This window comes from Limnobaculum xujianqingii (assembly GCF_013394855.1).
In the GTDB taxonomy this organism is placed as follows: domain Bacteria; phylum Pseudomonadota; class Gammaproteobacteria; order Enterobacterales; family Enterobacteriaceae; genus Limnobaculum; species Limnobaculum xujianqingii.
In genome coordinates this window covers 403,679-418,494 of the sequence record NZ_JABMLK010000002.1, presented here as the reverse complement: position 1 = coordinate 418,494, position 14,816 = coordinate 403,679, and the positions used below count along the sequence as shown (strand labels likewise).

13 protein-coding genes are annotated in these 14,816 nt (G+C 47.0%); 5 read left to right on the top strand and 8 right to left on the bottom strand.

Going from position 1 to position 14,816, the window contains the following annotated elements:
• Positions 1-39 precede the first annotated feature (39 nt).
• The 3 genes from gudD to GOL65_RS15665 all read right to left on the bottom strand — a co-directional run bounded on the left by gudD (position 40) and on the right by GOL65_RS15665 (position 4,154).
• Complete coding sequence (gudD, locus tag GOL65_RS15675; protein WP_140919599.1) at positions 40-1,377, bottom strand: glucarate dehydratase; 1,338 nt, start codon at positions 1,375-1,377, stop codon at positions 40-42.
• A gap of 88 nt (positions 1,378-1,465) precedes the next feature.
• Complete coding sequence (locus GOL65_RS15670; RefSeq protein ID WP_140919598.1) at positions 1,466-2,800, bottom strand: enolase C-terminal domain-like protein; 1,335 nt, start codon at positions 2,798-2,800, stop codon at positions 1,466-1,468.
• 19 nt (positions 2,801-2,819) lie between these two features.
• Positions 2,820-4,154: an MFS transporter gene (locus GOL65_RS15665; RefSeq protein WP_140919597.1), complete on the bottom strand. Its 1,335-nt coding sequence runs from the start codon at positions 4,152-4,154 to the stop codon at positions 2,820-2,822.
• Between the two features lie 548 nt (positions 4,155-4,702).
• Here GOL65_RS15665 and garD point away from each other — a divergent pair.
• Positions 4,703-6,265 carry a galactarate dehydratase gene (garD, locus tag GOL65_RS15660; RefSeq protein WP_140919596.1) on the top strand — a complete coding sequence of 521 codons (1,563 nt, stop codon included), beginning with the start codon at positions 4,703-4,705 and terminating at the stop codon, positions 6,263-6,265.
• A gap of 110 nt (positions 6,266-6,375) precedes the next feature.
• Here garD and GOL65_RS15655 read toward each other — a convergent pair whose 3' ends face one another.
• The 4 genes from GOL65_RS15655 to dgt all read right to left on the bottom strand — a co-directional run bounded on the left by GOL65_RS15655 (position 6,376) and on the right by dgt (position 9,906).
• Positions 6,376-6,645 carry a type II toxin-antitoxin system RelE/ParE family toxin gene (locus GOL65_RS15655; protein WP_140919595.1) on the bottom strand — a complete coding sequence of 90 codons (270 nt, stop codon included), beginning with the start codon at positions 6,643-6,645 and terminating at the stop codon, positions 6,376-6,378.
• Positions 6,635-6,826, bottom strand: coding sequence for a type II toxin-antitoxin system RelB family antitoxin (gene relB / locus GOL65_RS22280; protein ID WP_140919669.1), 192 nt, complete (start codon positions 6,824-6,826; stop codon positions 6,635-6,637). The genes GOL65_RS15655 and relB overlap by 11 nt, the downstream gene beginning before the upstream one ends.
• A gap of 180 nt (positions 6,827-7,006) precedes the next feature.
• Entirely contained in the window at positions 7,007-8,161 is a 1,155-nt protein-coding gene (locus tag GOL65_RS15650) for a CdaR family transcriptional regulator (protein ID WP_140919594.1), read from the bottom strand.
• Between the two features lie 245 nt (positions 8,162-8,406).
• Positions 8,407-9,906: a dGTPase gene (dgt, locus tag GOL65_RS15645; protein ID WP_140919668.1), complete on the bottom strand. Its 1,500-nt coding sequence runs from the start codon at positions 9,904-9,906 to the stop codon at positions 8,407-8,409.
• Between the two features lie 259 nt (positions 9,907-10,165).
• On the opposite strand from dgt, the gene mtnN reads away from it, so the two are divergent.
• From mtnN to GOL65_RS15630, 3 genes are read left to right on the top strand one after another with little or no spacing between them, the layout of a single operon-like run.
• Positions 10,166-10,867 carry a 5'-methylthioadenosine/S-adenosylhomocysteine nucleosidase gene (gene mtnN / locus GOL65_RS15640; protein ID WP_140919593.1) on the top strand — a complete coding sequence of 234 codons (702 nt, stop codon included), beginning with the start codon at positions 10,166-10,168 and terminating at the stop codon, positions 10,865-10,867.
• The gene (gene btuF / locus GOL65_RS15635; protein WP_140919592.1) at positions 10,867-11,721 is read left to right on the top strand and encodes a vitamin B12 ABC transporter substrate-binding protein BtuF; all 855 of its coding nucleotides are present in this window, start codon (positions 10,867-10,869) and stop codon (positions 11,719-11,721) included. The genes mtnN and btuF overlap by 1 nt, the downstream gene beginning before the upstream one ends.
• Before the next feature lie 29 nt (positions 11,722-11,750).
• Entirely contained in the window at positions 11,751-12,365 is a 615-nt protein-coding gene (locus GOL65_RS15630) for a TRIC cation channel family protein (RefSeq protein WP_140919591.1), read from the top strand.
• Positions 12,366-12,783: 418 nt separating this feature from the next.
• Here the strand turns inward: GOL65_RS15630 and erpA are convergent, their stop codons facing one another.
• On the bottom strand, positions 12,784-13,128 hold the full coding sequence (gene erpA, locus GOL65_RS15625; protein ID WP_108900121.1) for an iron-sulfur cluster insertion protein ErpA: 345 nt from the start codon (positions 13,126-13,128) through the stop codon (positions 12,784-12,786).
• Positions 13,129-13,504: 376 nt separating this feature from the next.
• On the opposite strand from erpA, the gene hemL reads away from it, so the two are divergent.
• Positions 13,505-14,791, top strand: a complete 1,287-nt coding sequence (gene hemL, locus GOL65_RS15620) for a glutamate-1-semialdehyde 2,1-aminomutase (protein ID WP_140919590.1) — start codon at positions 13,505-13,507, stop codon at positions 14,789-14,791.
• Positions 14,792-14,816 lie beyond the last annotated feature (25 nt).

The following is a 14,816-nucleotide window of genomic DNA, read 5'->3' as shown; positions in this document are numbered from 1 at the left end:
TTCAGATGGGCTACGGCAATGACCGCAGCCCCTCTTTGATTAACGAACCAGACAAGGACGCTTGTTATCAAAGGTCCAGTTTGGAACCAGATACTGCATACCCATTGCATCATCACGGGCACCCAGTCCCATGTTTTTATACAGCTCATGGGCTTTAAATACCTGATCCATATCGATCTCAACACCCAGACCCGGTTTCTTCGGCACCTGTACCATGCCGCCTTTAATTTGCAGTGGCTCTTTGGTGATGCGCTGATTACCTTCCTGCCAGATCCAGTGAGTATCAATAGCGGTGATTTTACCCGGTGCCGCAGCGGCAACCTGAGTAAACATCGCCAGTGAAATATCAAAGTGGTTATTGGAGTGAGAACCCCAGGTCAGGCCCCATTCGTGGCACATTTGCGCTACGCGAACCGAACCTTGCATAGTCCAGAAATGTGGGTCAGCCAGTGGAATGTCCACCGAATGAAGCTGAATGGTATGCCCCATTTGACGCCAGTCGGTGGCAATCATATTGGTTGCTGTTAGCAGGCCCGTCGCGCGACGGAATTCAGCCATGATTTCACGACCAGAATAGCCCGCTTCCGCACCACATGGATCTTCCGCATAAGCCAGATAACCACGCAGGTATTTACCAATCCGAATTGCTTCATCCAGCGACCAGGCACCGTTAGGGTCCAGCGTGATACGCGCCTGTGGGAAACGTTTAGACAGAGCAATGATAGACTCAGCCTCTTCTTCTCCTGCCAGTACGCCGCCTTTTAATTTAAAGTCATTGAAACCATACTTTTCATAAGCGGTTTCCGCCAGACGCACTACGCTGTCCGGTGTTAACGCTTCTTCATGACGCAGGCGATACCAATCGCATTTGTCATCCGGCTGGCTTTGATAAGGCAGATCGGTTTTCTTGCGGTCGCCGATGTAGAACAGATAGCCCAGCATTTCCACTTCATCACGCTGTTGACCATCACCCAGTAAAGAAGCAACGGTTACCCCTAAATGCTGTCCCAGCAGGTCAAGCATTGCCGCTTCCACCGCGGTTACTACGTGAATAGTGGTGCGCAGGTCAAATGTCTGAGTACCCCGACCACCGGAATCTCTGTCGGAGAACTGTGCACGAACGGCGTTCATGACATTTTTATATTCACCCAGAGTTTTACCGATGATTAATGGCTTAGCATCTTCCAGCGTCTGGCGGATCTTCTCTCCACCCGGAACTTCACCTACACCGGTATTACCGGCATTGTCTTTCATAATAACAATATTACGTGTGAAGTAAGGCGCATGAGCACCACTAAGGTTTAACAACATGCTGTCGTGTCCGGCAACCGGGATCACCTGCATTTCGGTAATAATTGGGGATGCTGAAGAACTCATAATTAATCCACCTTGTTCTGTATTATTCAATAAATTAAGTCTGTTTTAGCCGACAGGCTGGTGTTAACAACCCATCGGCAAATCATCATTAACGCACCATTGCCGGACGTTTTTTATCAAAGGTCCATCCCGGGATCAGATACTGCATCGCCATGGCATCATTACGTGCACCGGATGGCATTTTTTTATGCAGTTCATGGGCTTTCTCTATCTGATCCATATCCAGCTCGATACCTAAACCGGGCTTATCGCTCAGGGCAATTTTGCCGTTAACGATTTGCATTGGCTCTTTGGTCAGATGCTGGCCTTCCTGCCAGATCCAGTGGGTATCCAGTGCGGTTGGGTTACCCGGTGCCGCAGCACCTACGTGGGTAAACATCGCCAGTGAAATATCAAAGTGATTGTTAGAGTGGCAACCCCAGGTTAGACCCCATTCGTTACACATTTGAGCAATGCGGGAAGCACCAGTTAATGTCCAAAAATGTGGATCTGCCAACGGAATATCTACCGCCTGTAACATGATGGAGTGACACATTTCACGCCAGTTAGTCGCTACCATATTAGTTGCCGTCGGTAATCCGGTTGCCCGACGAAACTCAGCCATGATTTCGCGACCAGAATAACTATTTTCGGCACCACAAGGGTCTTCCGCATAGGTAAGAACATGGTCCATACCTTTACATAAGCGGATAGCCTCATCCAGTGACCAGGCACCATTAGGATCTAATGTGATTCGTGCATCCGGAAAAGTTTTGGCTAACGCAGTGACCGTTTCAATTTCCGTTTCACCTGCCAGCACACCACCTTTCATTTTAAAATCTTTGAAGCCATAGCGGTCTTTAGCGGCAGCAGCCAGTTCCACCACTGATGCGGTATCCATAGCCTTTTGATGACGCAGACGATACCAGTCATGCTTACCGATTTCTGGTGCCAGATAAGGCAGATCGGTTTGTTCGCTATCGCCGATGTAGAACAGATAACCCAGCACGGTAACTTCATCACGCTGCTTGCCTGGCCCCAGCAATTCCGCAACCGGAACGCCAAGATGTTGGCCCATCAAATCCAGTAGTGCTGCTTCTACAGCAGCTACCGCATTGACCCGTAATTCGAAGGTCCATGCGCCTTTGCCAAAGGTGTCATAATCTGAATTCAAATTGCCCTGGTGCATTTTATCGACCAGTCGATTAAGAATTGCTACCGACTGACCTTCCACGTGAGGGATAGCCTCCACCAGCGTGTTATAAATTACTTCACCACCGGGGGCTTCACCTACGCCAGTATGATCGGCGTTGTCTTTAATAATCACAATATTGCGAGTGAAGTAAGCGCCATGAGCACCACCGATATTCATCAACATGCTGTCATGACCGGCAACCGGAACAACCCGCATGGAAACAATTTTTGGTGTATCTTGCATATGCATAGTACTTGTCTCCCGATGATTACACTTTCAGTTCAATACGCTGAATCTTACCAACCACAAACAGATAGCTGACAATAGCGATTGCCGCATGGATACCAACGTAAACCAGAGCACCGTTGAATGAGCCGGTAGTGTGTACGATGTAGCCGATAGCAATTGGCGTTACGATACCGGAGATGTTGCCGCACATATTGAACAGACCGCCGCTCAGGCCACTGATCTCTTTAGGTGCGGTATCTGCCATAACTGCCCAACCTAATGCACCAATACCTTTACCGAAGAATGCCAGTGCCATAAAGCCAACTACCATCATTTCAGATTCAACATAGTTACAGAAGATCATTGAGATAGATAACAGCATACCCAGTACGATTGGTAGTTTTCTTGCCAGCGTAATGGAGCCTGTCTTCTTCATCAGATAGTCAGAGATAATGCCGCCCAGAATACCACCGGCAAAACCACATAGCGCTGGAACAGACGCTACGAAACCGGCTTTCAGAATGGACATACCGCGAGCCTGGACCAGATAAACCGGGAACCAGGTAATAAAGAAGTAAGTTAATGCGTTGATACAATACTGACCGATATAAATACCCACCAGCATACGTGAACTTAATAGTTGTTTGATGTAGTGAAGTTTAGGGCCGCCATCTTTCTTAGCGCTCTGCTGATCCATATTGGTCAGCGCACCACCACGTTCGATATGGTCGATTTCACCCTGGTTGATGCTTGGGTGCTCTTTCGGGTTGTAGATCACTTTTAGCCAGATAAAGCTAACGACGATACCCAGACCACCCATGAAGTAGAACACAAACTGCCAGCCTAAAGTATGAGTCAGCCAGCCCATGATTGGAGCAAAGATTACCGTTGCGAAATATTGCGCCGAGTTAAAGATAGCAACTGCGGTACCACGTTCTTGTGCCGGGAACCACGCAGCAACTATTCGACTGTTACCCGGGAATGATGGGGATTCAGCTAAACCAACCAGAAAACGCAATGAGAAGAGTAATACCAGTGCCCACATACCGCTCAGGAATCCAATAGCGCCCTGTAATAGCGTGAAGGTTGACCAAATAAAGATACTCCAGAAATAAACGCGTTTAGAACCAAACTTATCCAGTAACCAGCCGCCCGGTAATTGGCCCAGTACATAGGCCCATGAGAATGCAGAGAACACATATCCCATGCCGATAGCATCCAGCCCCAGTGAGGTAGACATTGGGGCACCAGCGATCGATAAGGTTGCGCGATCGCCATAGTTAATTGCGGTGACCACAAACAGCATAACAACGATCCAAAAGCGAACGTGAGTGGGTTTTTCCCCTACCCCTGTCACCGACTTTGTAGACTCCATGGTATTCTCCTGTAGATAAAGTTATTCGGTCAACTTATCCATCATTTTTTAATATTGTTAGTGATAATGGTTGTGATAAAAATTATTCTTCGAGCAAGTAATAAATAAACCCGCAGATTTATTTCGTCAGAAATAAGAAAATAGAAAAATTAAAAATTCATAAAACCGCTGGGAGGATACTAATTGTTTCGGGTTAGCTAAAGCATTGGGCATATGCACAATCATTTATGTAATTCAGACCATTTTTTGCGCATTAATTTAGGTGATTATATAAAAAATACCAATAAAATCATTTTGTTGTTACATTTGCTTTCACCCAAAAATCAGTGAAAAAATAGTCCAGAAAGTTGATACTTGTCACATATCAATCGCCAATTATTCATTTATTAAATCAGTAAAAAAAATAGCCATTGTTATTTGCAAAGATAGGCAGTAAAAATATAAACAGAATATAAATGTAAATAGAAAAAATTCGCTAAACCGCCGCTAATTACAATACTTTTAAAATTATCACCTGTTAAAACTCTTTAACACTGAAGGTATTTATAATGAATAAAGACAACAATCTTGCTGCTCCGCTTTATATTAAAGTCGACGAGCAGGACAATGTGGCGATTGTAGTGAATGATAATGGGCTGCCTGCCGGCACCAGATTTGGCTGTGGTTTAGAGTTAACTGAATATGTCCCTCAGGGACATAAAGTTGCTCTGCAAACCATCGCCAAAGATGCCGCTATTGTGCGCTATGGGGAAATTATTGGTTACGCTGTACACGATATTCCTCAGGGTAGTTGGATTGAAGAGTCGCTGGTGACACTTCCTCAGGCTCCTGCATTAGAAACCCTGCCATTATCCACTAAAGTTCCTGATGCACTTCCTCCATTAGAAGGTTACACCTTTGAAGGCTACCGTAATGCAGATGGAAGTGTCGGCACCAAAAATCTGTTAGGTATTACCACCAGCGTTCAGTGTGTTGCTGGTGTTGTTGACTATGTAGTGAAACTAATCGAACGGGACCTGCTCCCTAAATACCCTAATGTTGACGGCGTTGTTGGCCTGAACCACCTTTATGGTTGCGGGGTTGCGATTAATGCACCAGCGGCAGTTATTCCTATCCGAACGATACATAACCTGGCACTGAACCCGAACTTTGGTGGCGAAGTGATGGTGATCGGTCTGGGTTGTGAAAAGCTCCAGCCAGAAAGATTGCTGGAAGGCACGCCGGACGTACAAACCATCATTCTCACTGATAGTCCTATCATTCGCCTGCAGGATGAGCAGCATGTTGGCTTCGAAGCCATGATCAAAGAGATCATGTCTGTCGCGGAAAAACATCTGCTGCGGCTGAATAAGCGCCAGAGAGAAACTTGCCCGGCTTCAGAGCTGGTGGTGGGTATGCAGTGCGGCGGCAGTGACGCGTTCTCCGGCGTTACCGCCAACCCGGCAGTTGGATATGCCTCCGACCTGCTGGTGCGCTGTGGCGCTACCGTGATGTTCTCTGAAGTTACAGAGGTTCGTGATGCGATCCATTTACTTACGCCTCGTACCGTAACGCCAGAAGTGGGTAAAGACTTATTGCGTGAAATGGCCTGGTACGATAACTACCTGAACAGCGGTGAGACCGACCGTAGCGCCAACCCTTCACCGGGCAATAAGAAAGGCGGTCTGGCTAACGTGGTTGAGAAAGCCTTAGGTTCGATTGCTAAATCAGGTAAAAGCGCCATTGTTGAAGTGCTATCTCCCGGTCAGCGCCCTACTAAACGCGGGCTTATTTATGCTGCAACCCCAGCCAGTGACTTTGTTTGTGGAACCCAGCAGCTAGCTTCTGGTATCACCTTGCAGGTATTCACTTCTGGTCGCGGAACGCCTTACGGTCTGGCTGCGGTACCGGTAATCAAGATGTCCACCCGTAGCGCACTGGCCAAGCGTTGGTTCGATTTGGTGGATATTGATGCAGGTACTATCGCTACCGGTGATGCAACCATTGAGCAAGTTGGTTGGGAACTGTTCCACCTGTTGTTGGATGTTGCCAGCGGACGTAAAAAACCATGGTCAGATCATTGGGGATTACATAATGCGCTGGCGGTGTTTAATCCAGCTCCGGTGACCTGATTTCTTTTATTAAAGAAAGGTCAGTCATTATGCACTGACCTTTCAGTCTATTGATAAACTTAATAAATCAAACCCTGAAAATATCCCAATTCCCTGCGTTATTTATCTCACTATGGATATTCTTGCCTGGCGTGAAGGACACTAATGATTTCAACACAACTGGTCACTCGATAAACCACAATATAGTTGGGATGAACCACTATCTCTCTGGTACCCAAAATTCTCCCCTGACGATGCATATAGGGGTAAGGAAGTAACATTTCTGCTGAAGTTATGATATCTCGATAAAGATGAAGGGCTGCCTGAGAATTACGATCGTCGATATAATTAATTATTGTCCATAGCTCTTCCTGAGCTTCTTCTGTCCATTCAACCCACATTATGTCCTTTCCGCTTTGCGTTTAAACGCGACTGCATTTCAGCGATTACTTTTTTGTGAGGAATTCTGGGCTTAGTGCTATTCATTGCAGATTCAACTTTGTCGCGAAACCAACGCTCGTAACTATCAGCCTGCTCTTGACGTTCAGGCTCAGATCGAACTGGCAATAATTTTGTCGCCATGCTTTTTGTTGTCACGCTATATCCCCCTTTTCCTTAGTTTCTTTCCCTGTTGAGATTTTAATCAGTATAGCGCCTCATATTTTTTAAACCAAGATACACACTACAACCCTTCGAGAAACATCGCATATTTTTCTGTTGCGATAAACCACAAAAAAACCGGTAGTCTGTTGATAAGACCAATCATTCATCATCCAGCTGTAACGCAATATACAGCTGCATATGGTCATCAAACTTCTTCAGATTTAATCCGGTAATTTCTGAGATACGATTTAAGCGATAATCCAGCGTATTGCGATGAATATAGAGAGATTTAACCGTAGCTCCAGGATGCATATTATGTTTGAACCAGGCCAATAAGGTGCGACGTAATAAGCCGTTATTATCCATGGCTTTCAGCCTGGACAGAGGTCGATTCAGTTCATTAACCTGCCAGCCGCCGCGCAGGCTATCGAGTAACACCGGCAGCATCAAATCCTGATAGTAATAACTATGTTGTTCAGGCATTCGCTGCTTACCCACTGACATTGCCGCTTTGGCAGTACTGTAAGAGCGGGCAACGCAGCCCGGACCAGAGAAATGGTTACCCAAAGAGACTCTGACATTCAAACGACTGCTTTCAGAAATACGCAGCAGAAGACTATCGACTCGCTTACGATGTTCTTCCGCATCCCAACGTCCATGGCTATTTAAAGCAGGTTGCAGCACCACCATTTCATTTAGCGAGACGATAGCGATCAGATTATCCCGATCCGGAACCGTTAACAGGCTTTGCAACTGTTGCAGCTCTTTCATCGAGACATCTACGCCCAGATGACCGCTGTCCAGCTCGATCAGGGTTACGACTCGCGGCTGAGAGAGATCAATGCCTAAACGCTGTGCCCACTCCATCAGTGATGTGGGTAACTCATCGCTGCGGATCAGGTTTAATACCAGCGCTTCGCGCATCCGGCTATCCTGTGCCAGCATATTCATCAACCGCGCCTGCTCCAGCATCATCTCTGCTGCCATGCCGACCAGTTGACCATGCTGGCGTAAAACGTCAGGTTCCCCCGTCAGGCCAATCACCCCAACGATATCACCTTCAACCCTCAGAGGTAGATTGATACCCGGACGAACCCCATGAAGGCTGGCGGCTACTGCTTCATTAATTTCTACTATTCGCCCCTGCGAAAGAACCAGCAATGCCCCTTCATGTAACTCACCAATACGGTTAATGTCGCCACTACCGATAATGGTTCCTTTGGCATCCATCACATTAATGTTGCTGTCAATAATCTGCATCGTTCTGTCGACGATATCCTGAGCGAGTTTGGCATCAAGGTGATAAAAAGACATGGCGGTATCCCTGAAGTGGTTCTGACCCTCAAGACTAATTGCTGTTTTTACTCAGAGCATTGTGCAAATGCACAAATTTGTATTCTATTTGTTCAAATTGCGGAAACAGTCACATTTATGCACGGAGAAAACAGCAATTTGTATAGAAAAAATATCAATTTGATAACAATAGTGGCATATCTCCCTGAAACAGGGAGAAGATAAAGCGGGATATGGCAGGAAACAGTAAAACTGGTGACAGAGCGTTACTCTGCCGCCATTAATTTACGGTACTCATCATAAGCATAGAGATCGGTCATGCCACTGATGTAATCCTGAATCAGTCTGGCACGATAATAGAACTCCCGAATCTCCAACTGTGATTCAGGCAAATGCACTAATTTAGCCATAGCCTCTTTATAGGCCATACAGTGTTTGGTGGAGAGCTTATGAAACAATCGGGTCTCTATCAGATAGCTTCGGTGACTATTCTCTTTTACCAATCGGGTAAAATCAGCCATAGGCATATCCAGCAACGGGCTGTAAATATCCAGCAGGCCGTTGATCACCCGGTAGCCCTGTAGTTCTAATTGTTCAACCTCTTCATGACTAAAGACATATTTCAGCGCCACATCTTTATAGACGCTCAATAACTTAAAGGCTTCATCACCATCTTCCAGCAATGCCTGATTAAAGTTTCCGGCAAAAATCGCCGGTAAATTTTGAATAAAGCGCTGAGCCGCTTTAGGCACTAACTGACCGACGGTATATACCCGCAGGTACATAAAAAATTGATCTTCGCGATGACGATAACCGCTGCCCTGCTCCATTTTACGAATGGCACTGCCAACGGTTTTATCAAACAGATCCCCTGTTGATACCGTTCCCCATGCACATTTCAAGTGGTCATACAGCTGTTCAATGGTCAGAATGCTTTTCTCTACCGCATCTTCGAGATCGGCAATGCAATAAGAAATATCATCTGCCGCTTCCATAATATAAGTCAGCGGATAACGGCTGAACTCTTCCATGCCCAGCTTATAACGCAGCTCGGTTACAAAGGCTTCTTCCGCCAAATAATAGCCAGGCTTTTTCATCAGATAGCTGAACTCGGCCGGAACGCTGTCTGACCAGTAAGCGGGTTTGGTGTATTTCAGTATGCAGGCAACCTGAGAATAGGTGAGGTTCAGTTTCAGCAGCGTATGCACCAGACGAATCGCCTGAGCATTTCCTTCAAAATTGCTTAAGTCCTGACAAATGCGCAAGCGCAGTTGGTTTAATTCTGGCTGGTCATCTTCCAGCCGCAGGCAATTGTAGTGACATAGCTTACCGGCCCCAGCGTTCAGGCGTTTGCCAAACCAGTTATTAATTGCTGCTTCACCAAAATGACCAAAAGGAGGATTACCCACATCGTGCATCAGACAGGCCATTTCAACGATACTTTCAAAAGCCTCTAAGGTTTTGTCCAACCCCAGTTGCTCAATTTTCCCTTCTTTTTTCAACTGGTGGAAGATGTCTTTAGCAATATGACGACCGACCTGTTGTACCTCCATAGAATGGGTCAAACGACTACGTACCGCCGCATTGCGCTCCAGTGGAAATACCTGTGTTTTTTGCTGTAATCGGCGAATAGCCGCAGAATTGATAATACGCCCGCGATCGCTTTCAAACTGGCGGGTAATTTCGTATTCCCCCACCGGGGCTGGCGATGATGAACTAAAAGGACGCTGCACTGTTATTCGCTTGCCAAAATCAATCCCGGACATAGCCTCTTCCCATTCTGCTGGTGGCAGTGCTACGTTCTTCCCCCGGAGCCCTGCCTTTTTGATTCTATCCTGATGAAAACCAAAGCTGTTCTGTTTCATCGCGATATGACATTTTCAGCCACAATCATACATTATCCGCTCACGGATTAAAGATTAATCAAAAGCAGGTAAAAATCTCTGCATTTGAAGCGACTCATTTCGCTCATTAGCATGATAGACTACGCGCCAATTTATGCATCGAACTTAGCAGGAGATCGCGATGAAAATAGGTATTATTGGCGCCATGGAGCAAGAAGTTGCCCTGCTGCGTTCTCAAATCGAACACGGTGAAACCATTAAACGCGCTGGCTGCGAAATTTATACCGGTCGTTTAAATGGTATTGACGTAGCTTTATTAAAATCTGGTATCGGTAAAGTCGCCGCTGCGCTGGGTACTACTCTGTTACTGGAAACCTGTAAGCCCGATGTAGTCATTAATACCGGTTCTGCTGGTGGTCTGGCATCAACACTTAAAGTGGGTGATATCGTGGTATCAGACGAAGTTCGCTATCACGATGCCGATGTCACTGCATTCGGCTACGAGCCAGGTCAAATGGCGGGTTGCCCGGCTGCTTTTCCGGCAGATCCAAAATTAATTACTCTGGCGGAACGCTGTATTCAACAGTGCGACCTGCATGCGGTTCGTGGCCTGATTTGCAGCGGTGATGCTTTTATTAACGGTGCTGAGCCGCTGGCACGTATTCGTGCCACCTTCCCTTCCGTCATTGCCGTTGAGATGGAGGCCGCCGCCATTGGTCACGTTTGCTATCAGTTTGGTACACCTTTTGTGGTGGTTCGTGCTATTTCTGACGTTGCCGATCGGGAATCTCATCTAAGCTTTGATGAGTTTCTGGTGTTAGCCGCCCAGCAGTCTTCTCTGATGGTTGGCACTATGCTTAAGGCACTGGCAGAACAACAATAATGACCGTTCAGCCTTTACGACAAAAATACCTGACCATGCCGCTGTTAGTTCTGCTAGCAGCGGTTGGCTTGTTTATGGGCTCTCATCAGGCAAAGGCTACCCCACAGAGGGTTATCAGCCTGGCACCTCATACCACCGAGCTGGCCTATGCCGCTGGAATGAGTGAGGTGTTGATAGCCGCCAGTGATCATTCAGACTACCCTCCTGAAGCCAGCAAGTTAGAAAAAGTGGCTTCCTGGCAGGGTATAAATCTGGAGCGTGTACTGGCGCTAAAGCCCGACCTGATACTGGCCTGGCGTGGTGGCAATCCACAGAAAGTCCTGGATCAGCTATCCGGATTTGGTATTTCGCTATTCTATTCCGACCCACAAACTATTCAGGAAATTGCGGATAATCTGAACCAGTTAGCCAGCTACAGCCCAAAACCAGCAGTAGCCCATCAGGCCGCCGCTAAACTGCTGACTGACAAACAGGCTTTGGAACAGCGCTATCAGCGAAAAGGCGAACCGGTCAGAGTGTTTCTACAATTTAGTAATCAGCCGCTGTTTACTGCCTCAGGCAAGACATTACAGAGCGAAGTCATTTCTCTGTGCGGTGGAAAAAATATCTTTGCCGACAGCCCGGTCCCCTGGCCTCAGGTTAGTCGTGAGCAGGTACTTACCCGCAAACCACAGTTAATAGTGATTGCGGGTGAACAGGAAAAAATTAAAAACGTTCAAGCATTCTGGCGCGGTCAGTTAGATATTCCTGTCGTTACCGTTCCGGAAGACTGGTTTAACCGCAGCGGACCAAGGATAATACAGGCCGCTGAAGTCATATGCCAAAAGATGTCTGAAATATCATCTACACCCTAGATACACCATAGGATTGGAGTACCTGTTATATGTTGGTTTATTGGCTGGATATTCTTGGAACTGCTGTTTTTGCTATTTCTGGCGTACTGTTAGCGGGAAAGTTACGCATGGACCCATTTGGGGTTTTAGTACTTGGTGTGGTAACAGCAGTAGGCGGTGGAACTATCCGCGATATGGCATTAGCCAATGGCCCGGTATTCTGGGTTAAAGACCCCACCGATTTAGTGGTAGCACTGGTAACCTGTGTGTTCACTATTCTGCTGGTTCGCCACCCCCGCAGCCTGCCAAAATGGATCTTACCGGTACTGGACGCCATCGGCCTCGCGGTGTTCGTCGGTATTGGCGTTAACAAAGCCTTTCTGGCCGGAACCGGTCCACTGGTGGCAACTTGCATGGGTGTATTAACCGGCGTTGGCGGCGGTATCATCCGCGATGTACTGGCCCGTGAAATCCCAATGATTCTACGCACCGAAGTCTACGCCACTGCCTGTATTATCGGCGGTTGTGTGCACGCCACCGCCCACTATTACTTCAATCTGGGCCTGGAAGAATCCGGTATGATAGGCATGGTCATCACCCTCACCATCCGCCTGGCCGCCATCCGCTGGAGCCTGAAACTCCCAACGTTTAGTTTGGAAAAGTAAGAAATAGAATCAGTAAAAAAATTGAAGAGTTAATTGTCCGAAAATTCAGGGATTGACTTAGATTAAGCCAGAAAAAACAGGTAAAGGTTATTCCAGATTGATAACAACGTCTGGCAGTTGAAATTTTTTCTTAAAACAGTCAATCGTTGGGAGGGTCGGGCGTTGGGGTCGTAGCAGCTTTAGCTGCCGGACAAACAGGCAAAGCCTGTTTGAACAACGCTTGCGTTGGCCCGAAGGGTGAAACACCACCAGGTGTTTCATAACTGCCCCTAGCCCGGCCAGGCCCAACGCACTCGGGCCCAAGTACAGATGGTCTTCCGGCCGCACTCAATACAAATATAAGCACACAGTCATTACGGCCGGAATATCCTCAAATGCCGATTTACAACATTTACCAGCAAATTCGCAATGCTAAAACTTAAACACTAAACGACGATCCACACCCACAAGTACTCTTCGCATTTGGGTTCTGAATAATAAAACGAGAACCTTCCAAACCTTCAGTATAATCAACCGCACCGCCAACCAGATACTGCAGGCTCATTGGGTCAACAACCAAAGAAACACCCTGTTTCTCGATAATCATATCGCCGTCGTTAACCTTTTCATCAAAGGTGAAACCATACTGGAAGCCGCTACAACCACCACCGGTAATATAAACACGCAGTTTTAATTCAGGATTGCTTTCATCCGCAATCAGCGCCTTTACTTTATTTGCTGCCGCATCGGTAAATTCGAGGGGCAAAGCAGTTGAATCACTCATCAATTGTCTCCGGCTTATCTGGTTCAGACTCGCGACACGGGCGAGTCTGATAATCTTATAATTATCTAATAGTTGACTAAAACGTTCAAGTATTATACGCAGTCGCGCCTCATTCCACAATAAATCAACAAGAGGCATAAGAAAAACATAGCCCGTAAGCTACGCCTGATTGCTTCATTTTACCACCAACGCCGGTAACAAAATGCGTCAAATTACGCTTTATTTTTTCCTGCCTTTACCTCCCTTTTTTCAATAATACTCAAACTATTGAAACCCTTTGACAAGACTGGTAAAGATTCTAAAGCTGATATTTATCCTCAGTTCTTTTAGAATAGGCGGATATAACCTATTCCGATAACAAGGCAGGAGCCTCTTCATGAGTAAATCAGAAAGTCTTTATCTACAGGCCCAGCAGGTCATCCCCGGCGGAGTTAACTCACCAGTACGTGCATTTACCGGCGTGGGCGGAGTACCACTGTTTGTTGAACGTGCTGACGGTGCTTACCTGTATGATGCTGATGGTAAAGCCTATATCGACTATGTAGGCTCATGGGGTCCAATGATCCTTGGCCATAATAATGATGTTATTCGTGACGCAGTCATTGAAGCTGTACAGCGCGGTTTAAGCTTTGGTGCACCAACCGAAATGGAAGTGGAGATGGCAACCCTGGTTACCGAACTGGTTCCATCCATGGATATGGTACGGATGGTTAACTCTGGTACTGAAGCCACTATGAGCGCTATTCGCCTGGCTCGAGGATTTACCGGTCGCGATAAAATCATTAAATTTGAAGGTTGCTACCACGGCCACGCCGACTGTTTGTTAGTAAAAGCAGGCTCGGGCGCACTAACTTTAGGCCAGCCAAACTCTCCGGGCGTACCAGCTGATTTTGCTAAACATACCCTGACCTGTACTTATAACGATCTCAATACTGTACGTGAGGCGTTTGAACAAAATCCTGACTCTATCGCCTGTATTATTGTTGAGCCCGTAGCTGGCAATATGAACTGTATTCCTCCGGCTGCCGACTTCCTGCCGGGCTTACGTCAATTGTGTGACCAGTACGGCGCACTGTTAATTATTGATGAGGTGATGACCGGCTTCCGTGTTGCGCTGGGCGGAGCTCAGGCTTACTACAACGTTACGCCAGACCTGACCTGCTTAGGTAAAATCATCGGTGGCGGTATGCCAGTTGGTGCATTTGGTGGTCGTCGCGATGTAATGGCCGCTCTGGCTCCAACTGGTCCGGTATATCAGGCAGGAACCCTGTCAGGTAACCCTATCGCAATGGCCGCAGGTTATGCCTGCTTGAGCCAGCTTACCGATGTGGGTGTTTACTCACAGCTGGCAGAAAGAACCGAGCAGTTAGCTAATGGTTTACTGGAAGCAGCAAAAAGACAAGGTATCCCTCTGGTGATGAACTACGTTGGCGGTATGTTTGGTATTTTCTTCACTGATACTGACAGCGTAACCTGTTATCAGGACGTGGTGAAATGCGACGTTGAACGCTTTAAGCGCTTCTTCCATTTGATGCTGCAGGAAGGTGTCTATCTGGCGCCATCAGCATTTGAAGCGGGCTTTATGTCACTGGCTCATTCAGCGAAAGATATTCAACGCACTATTGATGCCGCTGAACGCTGCTTTGCAAAACTGGCTGCGTAAGTGATTACTCTCCGGTGATATCCCT

Excerpts from the sequence above, each read along its gene's own strand:
- gudD (WP_140919599.1), bottom strand. The coding sequence starts at position 1,377 with ATGAGTTCTTCAGCATCCCCAATTATTACCGAAATGCAGGTGATCCCG.
- GOL65_RS15670 (WP_140919598.1), bottom strand. The coding sequence starts at position 2,800 with ATGCATATGCAAGATACACCAAAAATTGTTTCCATGCGGGTTGTTCCG.
- GOL65_RS15665 (WP_140919597.1), bottom strand. The coding sequence starts at position 4,154 with ATGGAGTCTACAAAGTCGGTGACAGGGGTAGGGGAAAAACCCACTCAC.
- garD (WP_140919596.1), top strand. The coding sequence starts at position 4,703 with ATGAATAAAGACAACAATCTTGCTGCTCCGCTTTATATTAAAGTCGAC.
- GOL65_RS15655 (WP_140919595.1), bottom strand. The coding sequence starts at position 6,645 with ATGTGGGTTGAATGGACAGAAGAAGCTCAGGAAGAGCTATGGACAATA.
- relB (WP_140919669.1), bottom strand. The coding sequence starts at position 6,826 with ATGGCGACAAAATTATTGCCAGTTCGATCTGAGCCTGAACGTCAAGAG.
- GOL65_RS15650 (WP_140919594.1), bottom strand. The coding sequence starts at position 8,161 with ATGTCTTTTTATCACCTTGATGCCAAACTCGCTCAGGATATCGTCGAC.
- dgt (WP_140919668.1), bottom strand. The coding sequence starts at position 9,906 with ATGTCCGGGATTGATTTTGGCAAGCGAATAACAGTGCAGCGTCCTTTT.
- mtnN (WP_140919593.1), top strand. The coding sequence starts at position 10,166 with ATGAAAATAGGTATTATTGGCGCCATGGAGCAAGAAGTTGCCCTGCTG.
- btuF (WP_140919592.1), top strand. The coding sequence starts at position 10,867 with ATGACCGTTCAGCCTTTACGACAAAAATACCTGACCATGCCGCTGTTA.
- GOL65_RS15630 (WP_140919591.1), top strand. The coding sequence starts at position 11,751 with ATGTTGGTTTATTGGCTGGATATTCTTGGAACTGCTGTTTTTGCTATT.
- erpA (WP_108900121.1), bottom strand. The coding sequence starts at position 13,128 with ATGAGTGATTCAACTGCTTTGCCCCTCGAATTTACCGATGCGGCAGCA.
- hemL (WP_140919590.1), top strand. The coding sequence starts at position 13,505 with ATGAGTAAATCAGAAAGTCTTTATCTACAGGCCCAGCAGGTCATCCCC.